Genomic DNA, 23939 nt, shown 5'->3' with positions numbered 1-23939 from the left:
GGCACGGCGATGTTCAATCCCTTCGATCTTCACGGTCCCGCGTTCCTCTTGTTCTATGCCTGCCTCGGCGTGGCCGTCGCGCTCGCGCTGCGCACGTCCCGCCGGCGCAACGAGGAAGGCCCGGCGCCGCGCATCGATACGAGCGACCCCTATCTCATCGCCTACCTGCGCGGGGGCAAGAACGAAGCCGCGCGCGTCGCCGCGGTGTCGCTCGTCGATCGCGGTCTCCTGAAGGAGGAAGGCGACGACAAGCTGTGGGCGGTCGGCGGCAGCGGCATGGTTCGCCGGCCGATCGAGAAAGCGCTGCTGCGCGTGTTCGCGCATCCCGCAGCGGTCGGCGCGATGTTCAACGACCGCGAGATCGAGGACGCGTGCCGCGAGTTCGAGGATCACCTCACCCGCCGAGGCTGCCTCCCGAACGCGGATGTCCGCGCGCAGCGCCGCCGGCTTTTCCTGATGGCGCTCGCGGTGCTGCTCGGCGTCGCGGCGATCAAGATCGCGGTCGCGCTCGCGCGCGGCCGGACCGACATCGTCTTCCTGATCGTCTTCGCGATCGTGCTCACGATCGTCTGCTGGAATGTGGTGAACCGCCGCCGGACGCGCCGCGGCGACGAAACGATGCAGGATTTGCAGAGTCTGTTCGCGCGCTTGAAGACCCGTGCGCTCTCGCTCGTGCCCGGCGGTGCGAATGCGGACGCGGTCATGCTCGCGGCGGTGTTCGGGGTCACCGCGCTGCCGTCCACCGGCTTCGCGTATGCGCACCGGCTCTTCCGCAAATCGAAGAGCTCGGACAGCAGCGGCGGCGGCGGATGCGGCTCGTCGTGCGGCTCTTCGAGCGGATCGTCGTGCGGAGGCGGCGGAGGAGGATGCGGAGGCTGCGGTGGCGGCGGCGACTGATCGCGTCGGCCTGGGCTGGCGCCCCGAGCTCGCCGCCGGCATTCTGTCGAACCTCGACCGCATCGACCTCGTCGAAGTGATCGCCGACGATTACTTCGGCCGCAACGCGCGCGAGCTGCGCACCCTGCACGCGCAGGTGCCGCTGGTGCTGCACGGCGTAGGTCTCGGCCTCGCGTCCACGAGCGCGCCGGACGCGAAGCGCCTCGATGCGATGGCACGAGTGGTGGATATCGCCGAGCCCGAGTTCTGGTCGGAGCATCTCGCTTTCGTGCGCGCCGGCGGCATCGAGATCGGTCACCTCGCGGCGCCGCCTCGCAACGCGGCGCTGGTCGACGCGACGGCGCGCAACGTGGACCGCGCCCGTCGCGTGGTCGGCACGCGCCCCGGGCTCGAGAACATCGCGACGCTGATCGATCCGCCGGCAAGCGATCTCGGCGAAGCCGACTGGATCTCGCGCGTCATCGCCGCGAGCGGCGCGGGACTCCTGCTCGATCTGCACAACGCCTACGCCAACTGCTTGAACTTCGGCGGCGACGCTTCCGCGTTCGTCGCGCGGCTGCCGATGCACGCGATCTGCGCGATACACCTGGGCGGCAGCAAATGGATCGCCGCGTCGAACGGCGAGCGGCGGCTCCTCGACGACCATCTGCACGACGTGCCGGCGCCGGTCTACGCGCTGCTCGAACAGGTCGCTGCGCTCGCGCCGGAGCCGCTCACCGTCATCATCGAGCGCGACGGCAACTATCCGCCGATCCAAAGGCTGCTCGACGAGATCGACCTCGCGCGCGCGGCGATCGCGCGCGGCCGCGCTCGCCGGCACATCGCCACGCTGGCCGCATGACGACTGCGCGCTTCGAGCGCTTCCTCGCGAGCCTCTATGTCGACGACGACCTGCGGCGGCGCTTCGCCGCCGATCCGCGGGCGTGCGCGCACGCTGCGGGGCTCTCATCCGAAGAGATCGAAGCGCTGATGAACATCGACACGACCGGCCTCGAGCTCGCCGCGCGCAGCTACGCGGCCAAGCGCAACGGGGTCGACATGCGATTCGTCGGCTCCTGGCGGAGGCGCTTTGGATGGATGCGGCGCCGAGATCGCTCGCCGTAGCCGTTGCCACACTACTGCTCACCAACCCCATGGCAGCGCATCAGAAATTGGGCGGGAGCAACGGATCGGGGAAGACGAGTGAACGAGATGGCCCTCGTGAACCCGAAACGTTCGCCGCTCCGGCCGAACGTGCCGGCGATCGCGGAGATACCCCCGACCTTCGCGCGACTCGGTGCACGTTCTCATCGCACCGGCGCGCACGCCTAACGCATCGTCAAGCAGATCAGCGCCGACGTCGCGCACACTCGACGTGGCCGACGTGGAAGAGCGACTTCAGGCAATCGGTTCGAGAGGTCGCGTTCCAGGCCGGGGGAGGGCCACCGCACGATTCGCAGGCGCATGGAAATCCTCGGGCGAAGCAGGCGGACATCCAGGTCTCGGCGATTACCTAGAATCGCAGGTGCATCTGCTTGCGCAGTCGCCACATACTATAGAAATCCTACGTACGCAGGATTTTCAACCATTCTCACGCGTCAATAACACGGTAGTTCCTATGATCATAGGCATTTCGTTGACTCAGTCGCATGATAACGATAAAATACCTATGATCTTAGGTACTCCAAGAAGCTATGAAACAATCCATTCATTCCGTCGCTGACCTGGGCATAGTTCTTCGTGCGGTCCGAAAGGCTTCACGGGTCCGCCAAGACGACCTCGCCGCAACCGCAGGTGTCAGCAAGCAATTCACCGCCGACGTGGAACGGGGGAAGCCCACGGTGCAGATGGGGCTCGTATTCAAGCTACTGAAAGAAATGGGGATTGGCCTGAGCGTGGACATTCCAGACGCTGTCGCACCAGTGCTGCACAAGCTGCAGTCGAAGCAGCGCTCCACCCGAACGACTTGAACATGCGCAGCCTTGTCGTCTATATCGAGCAGCGCCGCGTCGGGACTCTGTTCGAAACGGACGATCTGTGGGCCTTCGAGTACGACTCGGCATGGGCCAGCGCGAGTGACAGCTTTGACTTGTCGCCTGCGTTGCCACGCGCTCAGTTACGACATGACGACGGCGGTACGAACCGACCGGTGCAATGGTATTTCGATAACCTGCTGCCCGAAGAACTGCTGCGTAGCGCCATTGAACGCGAAGCTGGCATTAAAGGCGACGACGCTTTTGCGTTGCTCGAGTACTTGGGTGCCGAATCGGCTGGCTCGCTCACACTGCTGCCCCCCTCACAGGAATTGCCAAAGGTCGGCCGACTGCACCCATTATCTGCGCCACAACTGAGCGAGCGGATCGACAATCTGCCGCGCAATACCCTGGTCAGCAACGCACCAAAGCGTATGTCGCTCGCTGGAGCTCAACATAAGCTGCTCGTAGTAGTTAAAGGTGACCAGCTGTTTGAGCCTGAAGGTGCCACACCCTCTACCCACGTCTTGAAGCCTAACCATCCAGACGCCAACACATATCCGGCGTCCGTGTTCAATGAATATGTGACCATGCGTTTGGCATCCGCGCTTGATCTGCAGGTCCCGCCGGTTAGCCTGATGTACGTGCCACAGCCGGTGTATATCGTCGAGCGTTTTGATCGCATCGTATCAAACGAGGATGGCGGCGATGTACGGCGGTTGCATGTCATCGACGCATGCCAACTTCTAAACAAGGCTCGCAGCTTCAAGCATACGGGCGCGACTCTGGAGACTCTCGCACGAATCATCGATGCCACTACGAATAAGATCAGCACACGGCTACGTTTGTTTAGTTGGCTCGTCTTTAATGTGCTGACCGGCAACGACGACTGCCATCTGAAAAACTTATCATTCCATGTCAGCGCAGACGCGATTGCACTAGCGCCACATTACGACCTGTTAAGCACGGGCGCTTACTACACTCGAGCAATCGCCAGTGAAAAAGCAACTTGGCCGAATGTGAAGATGGCTTTCGCGCTGCCGGGCGCAACGCACTTCGAGCAGGTAACGCCCGCCACGATTTTGGAGGCTGCAGCTGTTCTCGGCGTACCTGAACGAATTGCGCGGCGCATTCTTTCCGCAATGGTGCGCAAGTTTCTTCCGGCATTTCACACGCTCACAGCGGAAGCGGAAGCGGAAGCCGCCGAACCCGCGTTACCTGAAAACGCGCGGCGGTTCGTCGGCGCTCAGGCTCACCTCGCCCGAGTGCTTGATAAAATCACCTACCATGACATGCTTCAGCGCTTGCGCGAGTAGGTCACGTGCAGAACGCTTGAGCGCCCGTTCCTCCGCGGTTGTATCGCGATGTGCCTGACGTGTGCCATCGCCACCTCCCTCGTGGCTTATGATTCAATCCAGCCTAAACGAATCACCTGAACGGTCGATCCCGATGAAAACGCTCAAACCACACGATCTGCGCCGCATGCTCGACGATGGCGGCGAGATCGCACTCCTCGATGTTCGCGAAGAAGGCGTCTATTCGCGCGACGGCCATCTTTTGCTCGCCTCGAACCTGCCGCTGAGCCATCTCGAGATGCGCGCCGCGGCGCTGCTGCCGCGGAAGAACGTGCGCGTTGTCGTCTGCGACGCCGGTGACGACGTCCTCGCGCAGCGCGCCGCGGAACGCCTGACCGAGATCGGCTACGGCGACGTGCACGTGCTCGAAGGCGGCACGCGCGCGTGGCGCGACGCGGGCTTCCGCCTCTACACCGGCGTGTACGTGCCGAGCAAGGCGTTCGGCGAATACGTCCTGCACGAGGACCGTCCGCCGGAGGTCACTGCGCAGGAGCTGCACGCGTGGCAGCAGGAGAAGCGCGACCTGATCGTGCTCGACAGCCGCCCGCTCGACGAATACCGCCGCAACAGCATCCCCGGCGCGATCGACTGCCCGAGCGCGGAGCTCGTGTATCGCGCCCACGACCTCGTGCGCTCGAACGACACCGTGGTCGTCGTGAACTGCGGCGGACGCACGCGCAGCATCATCGGCGCGCAGGCGCTGATCAACGCGCGCTTTCCCCATCGCGTGTACGCGCTCAAGGACGGCACGCAGGGCTGGCATCTCGCGGGTTATCAGCTCGAGCATGGACGAACGGAGGAAGCGCCGCTGCCGACCGAGTCCGGACGCGGCCTCGCGCGCGAGGCCGCGGTGCACGTGGCGCGGCGCTACGGCATCCGCTCGATCTCGAAAGACGCTCTCGCGAAGCTGCACAGCGATGCGTCGCGCACCGTGTATCTGCTCGACGTGCGCAGCCCTTCGGAATTTCTCGAAGGCCACCTGCCCGGCTCGCGTACAGCACCCGGCGGTCAGCTCATCCAGGCGACCGACACCTTCCTCGCGGTGAGACATGCCGCGGTCGTGCTGATCGACGACGACGGCTCGCGCGCGACGACCACCGCGGCGTGGCTCGCGCAGATGGGTTGGCGCGACGTGTTCGTGCTGGAGAACGCTTTCGACGGGACGAAGCTCGAGCCAGGCCCGGTGCGCGAGCGCGTGCCCGACATCGACGTCGCGCTCGTGTCGGCGAAGGAGCTGCACGAGCTGCTGCGATCGGGATCAGCCGCAGTCGCCGACCTCGCGACCAGCCTGCGCTACGCCGAAGGCCACATCCCCGGCGCATGGCACGTGGTGCGCTCGCGCCTGGCCGAGAACCTGCGCAAGATTCCCGATGCCCAGCGCCTCGTCTTCACCTCCACGGAAAGCGACACGCTCGCACGCTTCGCTGCCCAGGACGCCAAAACCCTGACGTCCGCCGATATCGCAGTGCTCGAAGGCGGAAACGCTGCGTGGACTGCGGCGGGATTCCCGCTCGAAAAAGGCCTCGAGCGCGCCACCGGACCGACCGACGACATGATGTGGAAGGCGCTCGACCGCACGCCGGAAGAGCGCGAGGCCGCGATCCGCGAGTACCTCACGTGGGAAGTCGACCTCGTCAACGCGACGTATTCGGATCCGGATTTCGGCTTTCGTCGCTACGCGTGATCGCAGTCCCGGCCGCGCTCAGATCGAAAGTGCGCGCGCTGCCCGTGGCGAGATCGAGCGAGATCAGCCACTCGTGCGCGTCGTGATAGGGATCGCCCATGTCGCGGTTCGGCGCGACATGGGCGCGACCGAATAGCACCAGCGGACCCGCGCCCGGCATCACCGATTGCAGCACCGACAGCGGCGACGCGGCGTCCCACAGCGTCCGGCCGTCGGGCCCCGCGATGCGCGTGACGTGCAGCCGGCCTTCGTCGTCGATGCGATCGCGATGCAGGACGAGCACGCTGTCCGGATCGCGCAGCAGGATCGGCAGGCGCGAGCGCCCGTCGCTCAGCAGTCCGGCCTGCAGGAACTCCGGGCTCTTCTCGAACGGCGCAAACGCCGAATAGCGCGGGCGCTTGCCCCACCGGTCCGGCAGTGTCTTGGGCCAGCCGGCCGGAGCCGCCGACACGTGCTCCACTTTCGACCGCCAGAGGCGATAGCGCTTGGGACCGGTGTGCGACAGCTCCGGCGGCGCGTGCGTGTATTCGAGGAACTCGGCCATCGCGCGACGGCGTTCGCCGGGGCGCGCGCCCGGAACCTGCGGACCGCGATTCATCGCCTCGCCTTCTTCCTCGGTCAGCACGCCGAGCCAGTTCTGCTCGAGGGTGAGCCCGCGCTTCTGGAACGTGGCGAGCGAAGACGGCGCGTAGTGCGGCAGCCCGATCGCGGACGGGCGCTTCACCGCGGTCTTGGCGTCCCACGGCGTCGCTTCCAGCGTCGCGGCGTCCACGCGCCACGCGCGCGCGTTTGCCGACGTGAACACGAGACCGTAACCGTGAAAGAAGCGATAGTGGCCTTCGTCGAGCGGCACCACGTTCTTCAGCGCGGGATTGCGATCCTCGATCGCCGCCGCACCGCCGACCACCTCCCCGCTGGCCGTCGAGGCGACGACGGGACCGCCGAGGAACAGCCACACGCGGTTCGCCTCCGCGCCGAGCACGCCGACTTTCGAGAGATTCGGCCGGGCATCGGTCAGCAGGCGCTTGCGCCACACGGGCCGCAAGGCAGCGGCGTCGAATCGCCAGAGGTCGAAATGGACCACGGTCTCGAAGCCGCGATACGTGCTCCAGCGGCCGGCGCCGCCCACGATGCGCGTCTCCTTCTGGCTGGTCATCACGAACACCGCGTCGCCGTCGGGCGCGGCCACGCGCAGCGGCGTGCCCGCGACGCGCGGCGGGCCGATCTCCGCCATGTGCGCGTGAATGATCAGCGACCCGACGTATGCCGCGCCGATGAGCAGCATGGCGAAGGCGGCGAAACCGCTCGCGAAGCCCAGGCGCCAGCCGCTCGGACGGTCCGTACTGTGATCCCTGAATCTCGATCGCATCGCGCGACGTTAGCACGGCGGCCTTGTTACACTGTCCCCGGCGGAGTTCATCTGGAGGAGACCAGCATGCAATACAACCGCATCTCGGCCGACACGCACATCGACCTGCCCTGGCTGCCGACCGACCTGTTCACGTCCAACGCTTCGGCGGCGCTCAAAGACCGCATGCCCCACGTCGTGGACGGACCCGACGGGCCGCACTGGACTTCGAAGAAGGGCTATTCGTACGGGCTGGTCTGCGGCGTCGGCCCCTCCGGCGCGAAGCTCGTGCCCGGACAGAACCACCGCGTCGACCGCATGGCGGAAGCGGGGCTGTTCGACGATTACAAGACGCGCGGCGTGCGGCGCGTCACGACGCCCGAGCTGCGGATCAAGGACGCCGAAATGGACGGCGTGGACGCCGAAGTGATCTTCGGCATCCTCGGCGCCGCGACGCGCCTCGGCGACCAGGAAGCCGCGCGCGAGATGTTCCGCATCTACAACGACTGGCTCGCCGACTTCTGCAAGCCGTATCCCGATCGCCTGCTCGGTCTCGCGTGCCTGCCGTACGGCGACATCGACGCCGCCATCGAAGAGATCCATCGCGCCGCGAAGCTGGGACTGCGCGGCGTCGAGCTGTCGTGCTCGTGGGACATGGAGCCGATGTGGCACCCGATGTGGGAGCCGCTGTGGCAGGCGGTCAACGAAGTGAACCTGCCGCTGCACTTCCACACCTTCCCGTCGCAGTCGCCGGAAGAGCGCGCGAAGACGCCCAAGGAGCGCCAGCGCGCCGCGATGTTCACGCGCGTGTCGGGCTTCCAGCTGAACCTCTCGAACATCATCGCCGGCATCATCGGCGCCGCGGTGCTCGAGCGCTATCCGAACGTTCGCATCTCGTTCGGCGAGAGCGGCATCGGCTGGATCCCCTACGTGCTCGAGCGCATGGACTTCGAATGGGAGGACCGTTTCCGCGACCTCGGCCTCAAGATGAAACCGAGCGACTACTGGAAGCGCCAGTGCAAGGCGACGTTCCAGTTCGATCCGGTGGGCGCCAAGCTCATCGAAGAGCTCGGCGAAGAGACGCTGATGTGGGGCTCGGACTATCCGCACACCGACGGCGTGTGGCCGGAGTCGTCGAAGTACATCACCGAGCAGTTCCGCGAAGTGCGGCCGGAGACCGTGCGCAAGATCACCTGCGACAACGCGGCGAAGTTCTACGGCCTCGCGTAAGCGGCGCCGATAACACCGACAAAAGGGGGACGTGCATGCACCCAGTGCAAGGGGCGGTCGCGGCCGTGAGCGCCGCGATCGCGATGGGGGTCGCCGCGCCTGCGGCGGCGCAGGCGCCGCAGAAGTTTCCTTCCAAGCCGGTGCGCATCGTCGTCGGTTTCTCGCCGGGCAGCACGACCGACATCACCGCGCGCATGATCGGGCCCAAACTCTCGGAGATGTGGGGCCAGCCGGTGATCGTCGACAACCGCTCGGGCGCCGGCAGCACGCTCGCGTCGGGGATGGTCGCCAAGGCCACGCCGGACGGCCATACGCTGCTGCTCGTCTCGGCTTCGTTCGCGATCACCGCGGTGATCACCAAAAACCTGCCCTACGATCCGCTGAAGGATTTGCGCGGCGTGGCGCAGATCGGCTCGACGACCGGGCTGCTCGCGGTCGCGCCGCAGCTCGGCGTGAAATCGGTGAAGGAGCTGATCGCGCTGGCGCAGCAAAAGCCGGGCGAGCTCCTGTTCGGCTCCGCGGGGCCCGGCAGCGGCCTGCACATGACCGCCGAGCGCTTCAACCTGCTCGCCGGCATCAAGGTCGTGCACGTGCCGTTCCGCGGACAGCCCGAGATGCTCGTCGACATGGTCGCGGGGCGCATCCATTACGGCGTGCCGGGCCTCGCGCCCGCGATGCCCTTCCTCAAGGACGGCCGGCTGCTCGCGCTCGCGGTGGTCAATCCCAGGCGCTCGCCGCTGCTGCCGAACGTGCCCGCGATGGCGGAGATCCTCCCCGAGTTCCAGCGCGATGCCGCGCACGCGCTGATGGCGCCTTCCAGAACGCCTGACGCGCTCGTCCGGAAAATCAGCGCCGACGTCGCGCGCGTGCTCGAGCTTCCGGACGTGAAGGAGCGCATGGCGAGCATGTCGTTCGACCCCGCGCCGACGTCGCCCGAGGAGTACGACCGCATCGTGCGCGCGCAGATCGACGTCTTCACCAAGGTCGCCAGATCGGCAGGATTGATCGGGAAATAACCGTCGCACCACGTCAAGGGAGGAGCCATGGCAACGCTGAAGCGCATCGCCCAGGTCGTTTGCATGCTGTCGTCCGTCGGTTTCGCCGCCCAGGCCGCCGAGCCGCCGCGGCCGGAGTACGGTCCCGACATCACCATCGAAGCCGCCAAGAAGATCGCCGCCGGCGTCATCGCCGAATGCACGAGCAACAAGTGGAACGTCGCGGTCGCGATCGTCAACACCCACGGCTCGCTCGTGTACTACGAGCGCATGAACAACACCCAGTCCGCGAGCGCCCGCATCGCGGTGGACAAAGCGAGCGCGGCGGCGACGTACCGCCGTCCGACGCGCGCGTTCGTCGACGCGATCGCGAAGACCGGCCCGGCGACGATGACCCTGCCCGGCGTCGTGGCGTCTCCGGGCGGCCTGCCGATCTTCAGCGGCGGCAAGGTGATCGGCGGTGTCGGCGTCAGCGGCGTCACCGGCGATCAGGACGAGCAGTGCTCCAAGGCAGGTCTCGCCGGCATGTCGTAAGCACCGCCGCGCCGCGCGGCGTGTAGCGCGCGGCTGCGGGGCCGGGCGGCCCCGGCACCCGCTTTGCCTTTCAGAGGGCCGTGAGTCCCCAGCCCGAACGCGGAACGAATGCGCGGCGCCGGCGCATCGTCGCGTCGGCGCTGGGCGCCGCCGCGCTCGCGCTCGTCGCGTTCGTCGTCGCCTTCGACTGGAACTGGGTGCGCGGCGCGGTCGAGCGCCATCTCACCGAACGCTCGGGCCGCGAGGTGCGCATCGCCGATCTCGACGTCGATTTCGATTCCTGGCTGGAGCCGACGGTGCGGCTGCGCGACGTGTACGTGCAGAACGCCGAATGGGCGTCGTCGAAGGAGCCGCTGCTCGCCGCGCACGAGATCTCGTTCGAGTTCGCGCTGTCGAGCCTGTGGGGCGACCACGTCGAAGTGCGCCACCTCACCCTCGTCGAAGCGAAAGTCGACATGGAGCGCCTCGCCGACGGCCGCCGCAACTGGCGGCTGACCGAGCCCCGCTATACCGGACCCGGCCGCGTGCGGGTCATGTTGCTCGAAGCGCACGATTCACGGCTGCGTTTCGCCAACCGCGCGATCGGCCTCGATCTCACCGCGACGGCGACGCCGCTCGACGCGAACGACGCCGACGCGCTCGCGCACGGGCTCGCCACGCGCATCGCGTATCGCGGCGAGTACGAAGGTCACGCATTCGCGGGCGAGGCCGCGGTGCCGCGCGCGTTCAGCTTTCGCGGCAGCGGCCTCTCGTTTCCCGCACGAGGACACCTCGTCTCGCGCGACACGCACGTCGAGTTCGACGGCTTGTTCACCGACCTCTTCGACGTCGGTCCGGCCGACGCGAAAGTGACGCTGAGCGGCCCGTCGCTCGCGCTGGTCTATCCGTTCGTGCGCATGCAGCCGCCGCCGTCGAAGCCGTACTCGGTCGAGGCCCAGATCACGCTCGCGGGCGAGGTCTACCGCTTCTCGCACATCGCCGGGAAGATCGGGTCCACGGCGGTGAGCGGCGATGCGGTGTACGACCGCCGCGGCGACGAGCGTCCGCGCCTCGAAGCCTCTCTGTCCTTCGGCAACGCGAAGGCAGCCGATCTCGCACCGCTCGCCGGCGTGCGGCGGGACGGCAAACCCGGCCCGTTCGATCTAGGGGCGCTGCGCGCCTTCGACGCACGCGTGGAGGCGCGCGCCGCGCGGCTCGCCGTCGAGTCGCTGCCGCCGCTGGAGGACGTGCGCGTGCAGGTGCGGCTCGACGACGGTCTCCTCGCGCTCGAGAGCTTCGAGCTCAAGGCCGGCGGCGGCCGCGTCGCGGGCTCGGCGTCATTCGACGGCCGGCGCGACGCCGCCGGCGCCTGGCTGCAGGCCGACATGAAGGGCGCCAGCGTGCAGGCGCTGCTGCCGGCCGTGCGCGATCGGGGTGTCTCCGGCTCCTTCTTCGCCAGGCTCGCACTCTCCTCGCGTGGCAAGTCCGCCGCGGAGATGCTCGCCAACCTCGGCGGGACGTTCGAGGCGCGGCTCGATCGCGGCACGATCGCCGAATCGAGCGACGCGAAGCTCGCGATGGCCTTCGGCAAGACAATCGGCGTGAAGCTGCGCGGCGACCGCGAGCTCGCCATCGGCTGCGCGCTCGCGGCGTTCGACGTGCGCGGCGGGGTCGCGCGCTCGCGCCGCATCACGCTCGACACCGAGGCGACCCGCGTCGACGGCACCGCGACGGTCGACCTGCGCAAGGAGACGCTCGACGCGGTGCTGACGCCCGAGCAGAAGAAACCGGGCCTGCTCACTCGCCGCGCATCGCTGCATGTCACCGGCGAGATCGACAACCCGGTGGTGAAGGTGACCGAGCGCGTGGATCAGCCCCGCGCGCCGTGCGCTTCGTGACGCGTCAGCGTTCGATCACGATCCCCGCCGACTTCGCGAGCTTGCCCCACTTCTCGATGTCGGCCCTGATGAAGCGCGTGAACTCGTCGGGCGACATCGTCTTGGGATCGGCGCCCAGGCTCATGAAGCGCTCGCGCACGCTCGGCGTCGCGATGGTCTTCACCAGCGCGTCGTGCAGCTTCGCCACGATCTCCTTCGGCGTCTTCGCCGGCGCGAGCATGCCGTAGCAGTTGGTCATCTCGACGCCGGGGTAACCGGCTTCCTTCGTCGTCGGGATGTCCGGGAAGTATTGCGAGCGCTCGGTGCTGGTGACGGCGAGCGCCTTCACCTTGCCGGACTTCACGTACGGCGAGATCACCGGCAGGTCGACGAACATGGCGTTGATCTGGCCGCCGACCAGGTCGGTGACGGCCGGCCCCGCGCCCTTGAACGGCACGTGCGTGAGCTTGATCCCCGCCTCGCGCTGGAGCATCTCGATGCCGAAGTGCAGCGTGCCGCCGGTGCCCGCCGAGCCGAACGTGATCTGGCCCGGCCGGGCTTTCGCGAGCGCCACGAGCTCCTTCAGCGTCTTCGGCGGCATCGACGGGTGCAGCACGATCAGGCTGGTCGTGAACATGAGCGAGGTCAGCGGCTGGAGGTCGCGCAGCGTGTCGTACGGCGGCTTGTCGCCGTAAGTCACCATGTTGATAGCGGTGATGCTCGACGTGGATTCGAGCAGGGTGTAACCGTCAGGGGCCGACCGGATCGCGTTCTCGACGCCGATCACGCCGTTCGCACCGCCGCGATTGTCGACGATGATCGGCACGCCGAGCAGCTCGGTCATGCGCGGGCCGATGGTGCGCGCGGTGATGTCCGACGGCCCGCCCGCCGCGAAGGGCACGACGATGCGGATGGGTTTGGACGGGTACGCCTGGGAATACGCGTTCGCTGTGGCGAGTACCGATGCCACGCCGCAGATCAACTTCACTACCTGCATTGCTCCTCCATTGTTGAACGTCAAAATGGATTCCCGATCGCGCCGGCGCGCGTCGGGAATGACGGTGGGGGGGATGCGTCGTTCCCGCGAAGGCGGGAACCCATTTTTAGCTTTTCGAAAGTCCCGCCAGCCTTTCGATCACCGTAAATATCACACTCGTGTCCTTCTCCCCCAGCCCCGCCGCGAGCGCCGCCTGCTGGTAGCGCTGCGCGACGTTCGCGAAGCTCACCGGCACGTGCAGCTCGCGCGCGATGGTGTTGAAGGTGTCGAGGTCTTTGTTCATGAGCTGCACCTTGAACCCCGGCTCGAAGTTGCGCGGGATGAGCGCACGGTCGACGCGCGCGAGCGCGTTGCTGTTGCCACTGCTCGTCTTCACGATGTCCGCGACGGTCTTCAGGTCCAGGCCGGCTTTCACGCCGACGATGAGCCCTTCCATCATCGCCAGCGCGTTGACCGAGGACATCATGTTATTGATCGCTTTCACGGTATTGCCCGCGCCCGCCGGGCCGACGTGATAGAGGTTGGGCCCGATGCACGCGAGGATCGGCCGTACGCGCTCGAGCACCGCCGCCTCGCCGCCGGTCATGACCGCCAGCGTCGCCGCGCGCGCCCCGGTGACGCCGCCGCTCACCGGCGCTTCGAGGAAGTCCACGCCTCGCGCCTTGAGCACCGCTTCGAGCTTGCGCGGCGTCGACGGCAGCACGCTCGACAGATCGACCAGCGCAGAACCCTTTTTCGCAAGCTCTGCCAGCCCGTTGCCGCCCAGATACAGCGCTTCGACTTCGGGCGAGCCCGGCAGGCACGTGAGCACTACTTCCGAGCGCTCGAGCACTTCGGCCGCGGATGCCGCGCCTTTCGCACCTGCGGCGACGAGGTTCTCCATCGCGCGCGGGTTCTTGTCGAAGACGGTCATCGCGTAACCGTTCTTCAGCACGTTGCCCGCCATGGGATTGCCCATGTTGCCCAGACCGATGAAACCGACGGTGACGCTCATGATGACGCCAACTCCTGTAGGTCCGTTGTAATCGTGTCGCGCGCGGACATTCTGCGCCTGTGTCACACTCTTCGTAAACCTGCGGAGGGGCACATGCCAGGCGCGCTCGACGACATCACCGTGCTCGACCTGGGCCAGGTCATCGCGATGCCGATGTGCACCATGCTCCTCGCCGACATGGGCGCGCGCGTGATCAAGGTGGAATCCAGAGAGCGCGGCGCCGACCGCATGTCGATCGGCATTCCGCGCACGGTCGACGGCAAGCGCGAGCGCGTGCACGCCGCGCAGTACCGGGAGCGCAACAAGCTCGGCGTCACGCTCGACCTGAAGCATCCGACCGGCGTCGCGCTCCTGAAAGAGCTCGTCAGGAAAGCCGACGTGCTCTGCGAGAACTTCAGCGTCGGCGCGATGGCGCGGCTGGGCCTCGGTTACGACGACCTCGAGCGCGTGAACCCGCGCCTCGTCTACGCCTCGATCACCGCCTTCGGACAGCACGGGCCTTATGCCCGTCATCGCGGCTACGACATGCTCGCGCAGGCGCTGTCGGGCTACATGAGCATCACCGGCTTCCCCGACAACCCGCCGACCCGCTCGGGGCAGTCGATCTCCGATTACTACGCCGGGATGCTGTGTGCGTTCAGCATCGTCTCGGCCCTGCGCTACCGCGACCGCACCGGCAAGGGCCAGCACATCGACATCGCGCTGCTCGACAGCATGCTCGTCTGCCTCGACAACCTCGGCGAGCGCTACACCGTCGGCGGCGAGCTCCTCACGCGCGCGGGCAACGTGTCGTTCGGCGGCTCGGCGTCGGGTGTGTATCCGACGACCGACGGTCACGTCGCGATCGCCGCGAGCACGAGCGACCTCGTGTGGCGGCGCTTCGCCAAGGAGATCGGCAGGCCCGATCTCGCGAGCGATCCCGATTTCGCGACCGTGCCCGCGCGCCGCGACAACCAGAAGCGCGTGGTGGAGGTGATCGAGGGCTGGACCCGCACGCGCGCCAAATCGCAGGTCGTCCAGGCGCTGTCCGAAGCGGGCGTTCCCGCGGCGCCGGTCAACAACGTCGCCGAGATGATCGCCGACCCGCAGGTGCGGGCGCGCGAGATGTTCGTCGAGCGCGAGCACCCCCTGTACGGCAAGCTCACGATCACCGGGACGCCTTTGAAGCTCTCGCAAACGCCGGGCCGCATCGACCGGCTCGCGCCCGTACCCGGCGAGCACAACGAAGAGATCTTCGTCGGCATGCTCGGACACTCGAAGGAGGAGCTGGCGCGATGGAAAGACGAAGGGATTATCTAGGGCATCGTCGTTCCCGCGACGGCGGGAACCCATGTTCAATGACTCTAAAATGGATTCCCGATCCCTTCGGCTGCCGCCGGTCGGGAATGACGATTCTTTGCTCGGCGATTCTGGGCGCGAGCGCCGCAATCGCCGCGCAGGGTAACGATTCCGCCGCGACCTACCCCCAGCGCCCCGTGCGCTTCGTCATCGGCTTCACGCCGGGAGGGCAGCCCGACCTCACCGCGCGGCTGCTCGCGGTGAAGCTGACCGAATCGCTCGGCCAGCAGGTCGTCATCGAGAACCGTCCCGGCGCCGGCGGAACGATCGGCACGAAGATCGTCGCGGAGGCGACGCCCGACGGGCACACGCTGCTGTCGGTGTCTTCGTCGTACGTGATCACGCCTTCGATCTACGCGAAGCTTCCGTACGATCCGAAGCGAGACCTCGCGGGCATCACGACGACCGCGAGCGCGCCTTACGTGCTCGTGGTGTCGAATGCGCTGGGCGTGAAGACGGTGCAGGACCTCGTCGCGGCCGCGAAGGCGAAACCGGGGCAGCTCAACTTCGCCTCGGCGGGCGTGGGCAGCGGGCTGCATCTCGCCGCCGAAGTCTTCGTCGCGGCCGCGCAGATCCAGGCCGCCCACATCCCGTACAAAGGCGTCGGCGAAGCGCTGACCGACACCATCGCGGGACGCACGCAGTTCGTGGTCACGCCGCCGCCCACGCTCGGCACGGTGGTGAAGGACGGCAAGCTCCGCGCGCTCGCGGTGACCGGCAAGCAGCGCTCGGCAACCTATCCAGATGTCCCTACGATGTCGGAGTCGGGGTTCCCCGGCTACGAGTGGTATGCGTGGGCGGGCATGCTCGCGCCTTCGCGCACGCCGCGGGCGATCGTGGAGAAGCTCAACCGCCACATCCACGCCGCGCTCGCCATGGCGGACATCCGGCAGCGCTACGCCGCGATGGGCTCCGAGCCCGCGCCTCGCTCTCCTGAAGAATTCGACCGCATGATCGCGTCCGAGATGGCGCGCATCGCGGCGATCGCACGCAAGGCGGGTATTCGAGCGGAGTAGCCGACGACGCGCCCGGCGTCGTCGTCCCGGGCCTGTGCGCGATAGCACACGCGATCGGGACCCATTCTTACGTTCCGCCAGCGTTACAATCGGCGCCGTGAAAACGACAACACCCGGGGACGGCGGCCGCTTCAGGCTGCTGCGCTATTTCGCGATCGCAAGCCTCGTCGGCGTCGTGCTCGCGGGCGCGGGCTTCGGTCTCTTCTTTCGCGGAACGGCGTTGAAGCAAATCGTCCGGATGGGCGAGGACAACAACGTCGCCCTCGCACGCGCGCTGGCCGGCTCGCTCCGGCCCTATTACGCGCCGCTCATCGCCGGCAAATCGCCGGACGCGCCGCGCCTCTCGCGAGAGCTTGAGCAGATCGTCCGGGAGACGGTGCGCGACACCCGCGTCGTCAAGGTCAGCCTCTACGACCCGGCGGGCCGCACGGTCTATACCAGCAACGCGGACGTGGGCCCCGACGAAGCGGCCGCGCCCGGTTTCATCGATGCGCTGGCAGGCAACGTGAGCACGCAGCTCGACCGGCCGTCGGCGTTCGACATCACGGGCCTCGCGCTCGCCGAGCCGAGCGTGCTGACGACGCACGTGCCGGTCCGCGCGTCCGGATCGGACAAGGTGGACGCGGTGTTCGCCCTGTCGAGCGACGCCACGCCCTTCTTCGAGCAGATCAGGCACACGCAGATCGCGCTGCGCTACGCCTCCGCGGCGGTGCTGATATCGCTGTTCGGCATCCTCTTCCTCGTGGCGAGGCGTGCCGACAAGGTCATCAAGACGCAGGACGACCAGCGCCAGCGCGACGCCGACACCATCCGTCATCTCGCGCAGCACGACGAGCTCACCGGCCTTCCGGGCCGCAAGCTCTTCGCGGACCGCCTCGCGCTGGCGCTGGCCCGCGCCCGGCGCAACAAGACGGCGGCGGCGGTGATGTTCATCGACCTCGACAACTTCAAGGAAGTGAACGACACGTTCGGACACACAGTCGGCGACAGGGTGCTGGTCGGCGCGGGCAGGCTGCTGCGCGCCGCGCTGCGCACGAGCGACACCGTGGCGCGCCTCGGGGGCGACGAGTTCACGATCATCGTCGAGAACGTAGCCGACGCGCAGTCGGTCGAGACCGTCGCGGAAAAGATCCGCAGCGCCTTCATGCCGCCGGTCGTGGTCGCGGACGGCGAAGCGGTGTTCGTCACGCCGAGCATCGGCATCGCGCTGTACCCGCGCGACGCGGTCGAACCGGAGGCGCTCATGAACGCCGCCGACGCGGCGATGTACGACGCCAAGGCCGCGGGGCGCGACGCCTACAGCTTCTACGGCGAGAAGCCCAAGGCCCGCGTCGAGGAACCGGTCACGAGCGCGTGAGGAAGCGCTCGACGCTTTCGCTGAAGGCGTCGGGCCGGTCGGTGAAGAGCCCGTGTCCCGCCCCTTCGATGCGCTCGACCGTGCAGCGCGGCATCGTCGCGCGCAGCCGCTCCGCGAGCTCGGCGTTCACCACGTCGCTCTCGCTGCCGTACTGGAGCAAGGTCGGCACGTTCACGGTGCTCATCGCGTCCCACAGGTCGACACCGGGCGGCAGCGGCACACGCTGCCTGAAGAGCACCGGGTCGTATTTCCACACATGGCGACCCTCGTCGTTCCTGCGCAGGCCGTGCCTCACGCTTTCCTCGACCAGGCTGCGCGGCGCCCGCGACATCGCACGCGAGAGATAATCGACCGCCGCTTCTACGGTCGCGAAGTCCCGAGGCTGTGCGCCGTTGCCGCTCTGCGTCGCGGCCGGCACCGAAGCACGCCCGGGCGTGATGTCGACGAGCACGAGCCGCTCGATGTCCGCCTGGTGCCGGCTCGCGTAGAGCATGGACACCCGGCCGCCGAGCGAATGGCCGATCAGCGTGTAGCGCGTGAGGCCTTGCGCTTCGACCACCGAGCGCAGGTCGCGATAGAGCGCCTCGAGCTGGTAGTCGGCCGGCCCGCACCACGCACTGTCTCCGTGACCGCGCTGGTCGACCGCGATGACGTGATAGCGGTCGCGGAACCGGCGCCCGAAATCGTCCCAGACGTGCGCATGCAGCCGGCTGCCGTGGACGAGCACGATCGGGTGCCGCCCTTTGCCGCCCCAGTCGAGGTGGTGCAGGCGCAATCCGCCGCTGTCGACATAGCGGCTGCGGGGCGCCGTATCCGCGGTGGCGTTCAAACCGGCAGCCGCCACGAGTTGCGCGCGTGCATGTCGTTGACGATGTCGAACTTCACCCCGTTCGGATCGACGTATTTGCGCTGCTCCTGCCGGCGCGCTTCGGCGGTGAGCTCGCCGTTCTGCTGGACCTGCCCGCGATTCGCGAAGCGCTTGGCGACGTTCTCGTCCTTGTCCGCGTAGATCGCGCCGGCGGCCTCGGCCTTGGCCGCGGTGTCGTCGACGTTCTCGGCGATGACGCCGAAGTGGTGCAGGCCGGTCGCGCCGAGCGCTTCGTGACTGTTCTTGTTGTCGAGTATCGCCAGGCTGATCACGCCGTCGGACATCAGGATCGCGCTCGTCGACTCGCGCACGCGCTGCATGCCGAACGCCTGCTCGTAGAACTTCGCGGCGGCGTCGGTGTCCGGAACGGCGATCGCGATGTGGCGGAGCTTACCCATGGGTCCCTCCTTGGATGAACGACTCGGTCGATTGTAAGTCAGCGGCCCTGCGTTTCGATCTCGCGCACGAGCTTCGCCCATTTCTGCGCGCCGTTCTTCATCGTGCGGGCCAATTCGTCCGCGCTACCGCTCGCGATGTCGCCGCCGAGGTTGAGAAAGCGCTGTTGCACGTCGGGGAGCTGGAGCGCTTTCACGACGTGGGTGTTCAGCGTGCCGACGACGGCCTTCGGCGTGCGCGACGGCACGATGAGGCCGTACCAGCTGGCCGCTTCGTAGCCGGGGAGCGTCTCGGCCATGGTCGGTATGTCGGGGGCGGCCTGGGTGCGTTTGGCGCTCGTCACTGCGAGCGCCTTGAGGCGTCCCGCCTTGATGTTCGGCACCGCCGCGGCGAGGTTCGGGAAGTACATCGCGACCTGGCCCGAGATCGTGTCCCCGAGCGCCTGCGCCGTCACCCGGTACGGCACTTCGACGATCTCGAGGTTCGCCATCGAGCGCATGAGCTCGGCGGAGAGGTGGCTCGCCGAGCCGCGCCCGGCGGTGCCGTAGTTGAGCTTGCGCGGGTTCGCCCTGGCGTACGCGATCAGCTCCGACGGCGACGACGCCGCGACCTGCGTGCCGGTGACCAGCACCGTCGGAAACGTCGCGATGCTCGCCACCGGCGCGAAATCGCGGAAGACGTCGTACGGCAGGTTCTTGATGAGGAGCGGGCTCACCACGATCGACGTCGACGCGATGAGCATGGTGTGACCGTCGGGCGTCGCGCCGGCCGCAAGGCCCGCGCCGATCGTTCCCGACGCACCGTCGCGGTTCTCGACCACCACCTGCTTGCCGAAGCTGCCGGTCAGCTTCTCGGCAAGCTGGCGCGCCACGATGTCGGCGGCGGTGCCCGACGTGAACGCGACGATGATGCGCACCGGGCGCTGGGGGAAAGGCTGAGCGTGTACGGACGAGACCAGCGCGAACGCCGCGACGGCGAATACGATCGTGCGCCACGAGATCGCCACGTCGCGCTTCGCGCTCCTCGCGATGACAGTCATTGCGAGGAGCGCCAGCGACGAAGCAATCCCGTGCCGCACGGGCTACCTGAGCGTGAGCTGAACCAGCTTGTCCGCCCGCTCGGCTTTGTCGAGCGTGCGGCAGGTCTCGATGATCTGGTCGAACTGTGACGCGGGTATCGGTATGACCGGCAGCACGCCGCGGATGCGCTTCACCTCTTCGTCGAAATCCCAGACGAACTCGCGTCCCGTGCCCTGGCGCGTGTAGCTCTTGCCGTCTTTCGTGAAGACGGTGATGCGCGGCCCGAACAGCGTCATCTCGTTCGAGGGAATGATCGTCACGCGGTTCATGAGGTCGAGCACTTCGCGCGGCACGTCGGGGCCGGACATGTCCGCGGTCTGCGGACGCTCGACCGGATAGCCGCGCGCGACCGCCCCGTAGGCGGTGAAATACGCGGTGCCGCCCGCCCTCGCCTTGCCCGTCTCCTTGCGCGCGGGGAAAGCGGGGCTCGGATACTGCGTCTCGAGCCAGTTCACGACCGCTTCGATGCGGTCGATGTCCGCCGGCTCGATGTCGTTCTCGCGGCACACCTGCGCCGTCACGTCGACGTGCGCGATGTTGTAGCCCGCGGTCGAGTAGATGCGATACAGCGTCTCGAGAAAGATCCAGTCCTTGCCGAGTCCCTCGGTGATCTTCGCCAGGCTCGCTTTCACGTCGCCGGTGAAGCTGTAAGTGAGGTTTCCGGCGTTGTTGCCCGCATACGCGTGATAGAAGCCCGCGTCGCCTTCGAGCACGGTGTCGCCGGTGTCGTGCCCGCGCTGTGCGAGCGACACCGCGAGCATCGCGTTGCGCACCGCCGCGCCTTCACGCAGCATCTTGCCGCCGCTGCGGCCCAGTTCGGGGTTGCTGCCGGCGAGGCTCGCGCAGAGGCCGATCGCGCTGTTGATCTGGTCTTCATTGAGCTTCATCACCTTCGCCGCGGCGATCGCCGCGCCGAAGATGCCGAACACCGGGCTCGGGTGGAAGCCGCGCGCCATGACGGTCGGGATGAACTCGGCGGCGAGGCGCTCGGTCGTCTCGTACGCAGCCGCGATGCCGGTGAGCGTGTCCTTGCCGTTCGCACCCGCCGTCTCCGCCGCGATGAGCGCGGCGGGGATGATGCTCGTGCCGGGATGCGTGAGCATGCGGAACGAGTCGAGCTTGCCGCCCGACATCTGCATCTCGGAGTTGGCGTAAGCCGCGCCGCCGCGCGTGACCTTGGTGCCGTACACGAGGAGCGTCGCGCCGTTCTTCGCCGTCGATTCTTCCTCGGTGACGAAATCGACCGCGTGCTTGCCGGCCTTGCTCTGCGAGCCCACGAGCGCCGACGCGATGCCGTGCAGCGTTACGCCCTTGGCGCGGTCGACGACCGCCGGCGGTAGGTCCTCGTATTTGAGATTCGCGATCCACTGCGCGAGCTGCCGGCTGATCGATGCCATGACTCCCCCCTTTTGTTCGGACGGCGTAGATTAGCCCGATAAACGTCGTCGGGGTATCTCATCATGACCGTCAAGCTCAATCACACCATCGTCCACGCGCATGACAAGCGCGCCTCCGCCGACTTCTTCTCGCAGGTGTTCGGCCTCGGCGCGCCCGTCGCCTTCGGACCGTTTCTCGACGTCGAGACCGCCAACGAGGTGACGCTCGCCTTCCTCGAAACCGACGACGAAATCCAGACGCAGCACTACGCGTTTCTGGTGAGCGAGGACGAGTTCGACGCGATCTTCGCGCGCGTAAAGGACCGCGGGCTCACCTGGTGGGCCGATCCGATGCGCTCGCAGCCGGGCCGCATCAACACGCGCGACGGCGGCCGCGGCTGCTACTTCGAGGACCCGGCAGGCAACCTGCTCGAGATCATCACCCGCCCCTACGGCGCCTGAAAATCCGGGTCAGAGTCAGATTAATCAGGCGAAATGTGACTCCGACCCGGATTTCTAGTCGAGCTTGAGGTTGAGCTCCTTCACGATCTTCTGCCAGCGCCCGCTGTCGGTCGCGACGAACGCCGCGAACTGATCCGGCGTGTTCGGCGGATATTCGCCGCCGAGGCTCGTCAGCAGCCACTCCTTCATCTGCGGCGTATCCATCATCTTCGCGATCTCGCCGTTGAGCTTGTTGAGGATCGCCGGCGGCGTGCCGGCCGGCGCGAAGAGACCGGTCCAGAGGTTCGCTTCGACGTTCACGCCCGATTCGAGCAGCGTCGGCACGTCGCTCATCGCCGGCGAGCGCTTCGGCCCGGTCACCGCCAGCGCGCGCATCCGCCCCTGATTGACGAACGGCTTGGTATCGAGAATGTTGTTGACGGTGAACACGACTTCGCCGGTGGCGAGCGCGATCATCGTCGGGGACGAACCCTTGTAAGGAACCGGGACCGTCTTCATGCCGGTGGCCACGTTGATCATCTCGGCGACGAGATGCGAGCCGCTGCCGACGCCGACCGTGCCGTAGGTGAGCTCGCCCGGCCTGCGCTTCGCCAGCGCGACGAGCTCCTTGACGTTCTTCACCGGCAGGCTGGACGCCGACACCAGGATGAACGGGTTCACCGACAGATTGATGATGGGCGCGAACGCGTGCGCGTGGTCGTAGCCGATCTTGCGATAGAGATAGCCCGCGATGTAGGTGCTCACCGAATGCATGATGAGCGTGTGACCGTCGGGCGCGCTGTTCGCGATGATCGCGCCGGCGATGGTGCCGGTCGCGCCCGGGCGGTTGTCGACGATGAACGAGCCGGTCTTCGTCTTGTTGAAGTGATCCGCGACGAGGCGAGCCAGCACGTCGGTGGATCCCCCCGCGGCGAACGGCACCAGTATCCTCACCGTCTTCGCCGGGTACTCCTGAGCGTAAGCAACACCTGCGAAGAGCATCGACAGCACGCACGACAGACGCTTCATGGCTCCTCCGTGGATTGACTAGAACGTCTGCTGCGGCACCTTCGCTTCGCGCACCACGCGCTTCCACGTCTCGGTTTCGCGCCTGATGAAGTCGGCGAACTGCTCGGGCGTCGTGGGCGTCACGTCGACGCCGATCTCGACCAGCTTCTTCTGGGTGTCGGGCGCGTTCAGCGCGCGATGGAAATCGGCGTTGAGCCTGGCCAGTATCGGCTTGGGCACCGCCGACGGCGCGCAGAGGCCGTACCAGACCGTGACCTCGATCGCCACGCCCGATTCGCGCATCGTCGGCACGTCGGGCAGATGGACGGTGCGCTTGGGCGACGTGACCGCGAGCGGCCGGGTGCGGCCGCTCTTCATGAGCGCGAGCTGCGTCGTCATGTTGTCGAACATCGCGGGGATGTGGCCGCCGAGGAGATCGACCAGCGCCGGTGCGCTGCCCTTGTAGGGCACGTGCACGAACTCGGCGCCGCTGGTGAGGCGGAAGAGCTCCATCGTCATGTGCGGCGAGCTGCCGACGCCGGGCGAGGCGATGGTCGTCTTGCCGCCGTTCGTCTTCAGGTAGCCGAGAAACTCGCTCACCGATTTTGCCGGCACCGTGGGGTTGACCACGAGCACGTTGGGCGTCGTGCCGAACATCGTCACCGGCGCGAAATCCCTGTAGTGGTCGTACGGCAGCGACTTGTAGAGCGCCGGCGCGACGCCGTGGGACCAGATGCCGCAGAACAGCAGCGAATAGCCGTCGGGCGCGGCCTTGGCCGCGATGTCGGTCGCGATGGTCCCGCCCGCGCCCGAGCGGTTATCGATCACCAGCGGCTGGTGCCAGATCTCGTTGAGCTTGGCGGAGAGGATCCGCGCGGTCTGGTCGACCCCGCCGCCGGGCGCGAAGCCGACCAGCAGCCGCACCGGTTTGACGGGATAGGACCGGGGTTCCGCCGCGCACGCTAGCGGGGTGACGACAAGCGCAGCCGTGAACGCCGCCGCGCGCAACACAAGCTTCAGCATATCCGCTCCTCCCGTGTGTCGTTCTTGTAGCGCAGGCGCCCTCGCCTGCAGTCGAGGTAACCGCCGATGAAGCTACCACTCCGGCAAGGGCAAAGCGAGTGAGGGGCTTTCAAAGCAGGGGGAGAACAAGGACGCAAAGGAAAAGAAAGGACGCGAAGAAAAAGCTAATCGGCAAAAAGCAAAAAGACCAAGGTG

General features: G+C 67.1%; 23 protein-coding genes. 14 read left to right on the top strand and 9 right to left on the bottom strand.

Features of this window, described 5'->3' with window-relative positions; all coding sequences use genetic code 11:
• Positions 1-9: 9 nt before the first annotated feature.
• From VHP37_02260 to VHP37_02235, 6 genes are all read left to right on the top strand, one after another.
• Positions 10-897, top strand: a complete 888-nt coding sequence (locus tag VHP37_02260) for a TIGR04222 domain-containing membrane protein (GenBank protein ID HEX2825147.1) — start codon at positions 10-12, stop codon at positions 895-897.
• Positions 881-1738 carry a DUF692 domain-containing protein gene (locus VHP37_02255; protein HEX2825146.1) on the top strand — a complete coding sequence of 286 codons (858 nt, stop codon included), beginning with the start codon at positions 881-883 and terminating at the stop codon, positions 1736-1738. Before VHP37_02260 ends, VHP37_02255 begins: the two co-directional genes overlap by 17 nt.
• Positions 1735-2001, top strand: coding sequence for a hypothetical protein (locus VHP37_02250; protein ID HEX2825145.1), 267 nt, complete (start codon positions 1735-1737; stop codon positions 1999-2001). The genes VHP37_02255 and VHP37_02250 overlap by 4 nt, the downstream gene beginning before the upstream one ends.
• 569 nt (positions 2002-2570) lie before the next feature.
• Positions 2571-2846, top strand: a complete 276-nt coding sequence (locus tag VHP37_02245; GenBank protein ID HEX2825144.1) for a helix-turn-helix domain-containing protein — start codon at positions 2571-2573, stop codon at positions 2844-2846.
• A gap of 2 nt (positions 2847-2848) precedes the next feature.
• The gene (locus VHP37_02240) at positions 2849-4165 is read left to right on the top strand and encodes a HipA domain-containing protein (protein ID HEX2825143.1); all 1317 of its coding nucleotides are present in this window, start codon (positions 2849-2851) and stop codon (positions 4163-4165) included.
• Between the two features lie 133 nt (positions 4166-4298).
• A complete protein-coding gene (locus tag VHP37_02235) occupies positions 4299-5888 on the top strand; it encodes a rhodanese-like domain-containing protein (GenBank protein HEX2825142.1) in 1590 nt (529 codons plus the stop codon).
• Here the strand turns inward: VHP37_02235 and VHP37_02230 are convergent.
• Positions 5839-7257: a PA2928 family protein gene (locus VHP37_02230; GenBank protein ID HEX2825141.1), complete on the bottom strand. Its 1419-nt coding sequence runs from the start codon at positions 7255-7257 to the stop codon at positions 5839-5841. The two genes, VHP37_02235 and VHP37_02230, sit on opposite strands and share 50 nt — an antisense overlap.
• A gap of 66 nt (positions 7258-7323) precedes the next feature.
• On the opposite strand from VHP37_02230, the gene VHP37_02225 reads away from it, so the two are divergent.
• The 4 genes from VHP37_02225 to VHP37_02210 all read left to right on the top strand — a co-directional run bounded on the left by VHP37_02225 (position 7324) and on the right by VHP37_02210 (position 11872).
• On the top strand, positions 7324-8466 hold the full coding sequence (locus VHP37_02225; protein ID HEX2825140.1) for an amidohydrolase family protein: 1143 nt from the start codon (positions 7324-7326) through the stop codon (positions 8464-8466).
• Positions 8467-8501: 35 nt separating this feature from the next.
• On the top strand, positions 8502-9482 hold the full coding sequence (locus VHP37_02220) for a tripartite tricarboxylate transporter substrate binding protein (protein HEX2825139.1): 981 nt from the start codon (positions 8502-8504) through the stop codon (positions 9480-9482).
• Positions 9483-9509: 27 nt separating this feature from the next.
• On the top strand, positions 9510-9995 hold the full coding sequence (locus VHP37_02215) for a heme-binding protein (GenBank protein HEX2825138.1): 486 nt from the start codon (positions 9510-9512) through the stop codon (positions 9993-9995).
• 80 nt (positions 9996-10075) lie between these two features.
• Positions 10076-11872, top strand: coding sequence for an AsmA family protein (locus VHP37_02210; protein HEX2825137.1), 1797 nt, complete (start codon positions 10076-10078; stop codon positions 11870-11872).
• A gap of 4 nt (positions 11873-11876) precedes the next feature.
• Here the strand turns inward: VHP37_02210 and VHP37_02205 are convergent, their stop codons facing one another.
• Together VHP37_02205 and VHP37_02200 are read right to left on the bottom strand one after the other, a co-directional pair.
• A complete protein-coding gene (locus VHP37_02205) occupies positions 11877-12848 on the bottom strand; it encodes a tripartite tricarboxylate transporter substrate binding protein (protein HEX2825136.1) in 972 nt (323 codons plus the stop codon).
• 106 nt (positions 12849-12954) lie between these two features.
• On the bottom strand, positions 12955-13842 hold the full coding sequence (locus tag VHP37_02200) for an NAD(P)-dependent oxidoreductase (GenBank protein ID HEX2825135.1): 888 nt from the start codon (positions 13840-13842) through the stop codon (positions 12955-12957).
• A 93-nt stretch (positions 13843-13935) separates the two neighbouring features.
• On the opposite strand from VHP37_02200, the gene VHP37_02195 reads away from it, so the two are divergent.
• The 3 genes from VHP37_02195 to VHP37_02185 all read left to right on the top strand — a co-directional run bounded on the left by VHP37_02195 (position 13936) and on the right by VHP37_02185 (position 17553).
• Positions 13936-15141, top strand: a complete 1206-nt coding sequence (locus VHP37_02195; protein ID HEX2825134.1) for a CoA transferase — start codon at positions 13936-13938, stop codon at positions 15139-15141.
• Between the two features lie 38 nt (positions 15142-15179).
• A complete protein-coding gene (locus tag VHP37_02190) occupies positions 15180-16196 on the top strand; it encodes a tripartite tricarboxylate transporter substrate binding protein (protein HEX2825133.1) in 1017 nt (338 codons plus the stop codon).
• A 97-nt stretch (positions 16197-16293) separates the two neighbouring features.
• Positions 16294-17553 (top strand): GGDEF domain-containing protein, encoded by a 1260-nt coding sequence (locus tag VHP37_02185; protein ID HEX2825132.1) that lies wholly within the window; start codon positions 16294-16296, stop codon positions 17551-17553.
• Here the strand turns inward: VHP37_02185 and VHP37_02180 are convergent.
• From VHP37_02180 to VHP37_02165, 4 genes are read right to left on the bottom strand one after another with little or no spacing between them, the layout of a single operon-like run.
• Positions 17540-18382 carry an alpha/beta hydrolase gene (locus VHP37_02180; protein HEX2825131.1) on the bottom strand — a complete coding sequence of 281 codons (843 nt, stop codon included), beginning with the start codon at positions 18380-18382 and terminating at the stop codon, positions 17540-17542. The two genes, VHP37_02185 and VHP37_02180, sit on opposite strands and share 14 nt — an antisense overlap.
• Positions 18379-18819, bottom strand: a complete 441-nt coding sequence (locus tag VHP37_02175; protein ID HEX2825130.1) for a VOC family protein — start codon at positions 18817-18819, stop codon at positions 18379-18381. The genes VHP37_02180 and VHP37_02175 overlap by 4 nt, the downstream gene beginning before the upstream one ends.
• Positions 18820-18857: 38 nt before the next feature.
• Positions 18858-19856 (bottom strand): tripartite tricarboxylate transporter substrate binding protein, encoded by a 999-nt coding sequence (locus VHP37_02170; GenBank protein HEX2825129.1) that lies wholly within the window; start codon positions 19854-19856, stop codon positions 18858-18860.
• 42 nt (positions 19857-19898) lie between these two features.
• Positions 19899-21293, bottom strand: coding sequence for an MmgE/PrpD family protein (locus VHP37_02165; protein HEX2825128.1), 1395 nt, complete (start codon positions 21291-21293; stop codon positions 19899-19901).
• Between the two features lie 63 nt (positions 21294-21356).
• On the opposite strand from VHP37_02165, the gene VHP37_02160 reads away from it, so the two are divergent.
• Complete coding sequence (locus VHP37_02160) at positions 21357-21734, top strand: VOC family protein (protein HEX2825127.1); 378 nt, start codon at positions 21357-21359, stop codon at positions 21732-21734.
• A gap of 54 nt (positions 21735-21788) precedes the next feature.
• Here VHP37_02160 and VHP37_02155 read toward each other — a convergent pair whose 3' ends face one another.
• A complete protein-coding gene (locus tag VHP37_02155; GenBank protein HEX2825126.1) occupies positions 21789-22742 on the bottom strand; it encodes a tripartite tricarboxylate transporter substrate binding protein in 954 nt (317 codons plus the stop codon).
• An 18-nt stretch (positions 22743-22760) separates the two neighbouring features.
• Complete coding sequence (locus tag VHP37_02150) at positions 22761-23744, bottom strand: tripartite tricarboxylate transporter substrate binding protein (GenBank protein HEX2825125.1); 984 nt, start codon at positions 23742-23744, stop codon at positions 22761-22763.
• Positions 23745-23939 lie beyond the last annotated feature (195 nt).

It is taken from the genome of Burkholderiales bacterium, assembly GCA_036262035.1.
Taxonomy (GTDB): Bacteria; Pseudomonadota; Gammaproteobacteria; order Burkholderiales; family SG8-41; genus JAQGMV01.
Note: the sequence above shows the minus strand (reverse complement) of the source record. Positions and strands in the feature narration are given on the sequence as shown.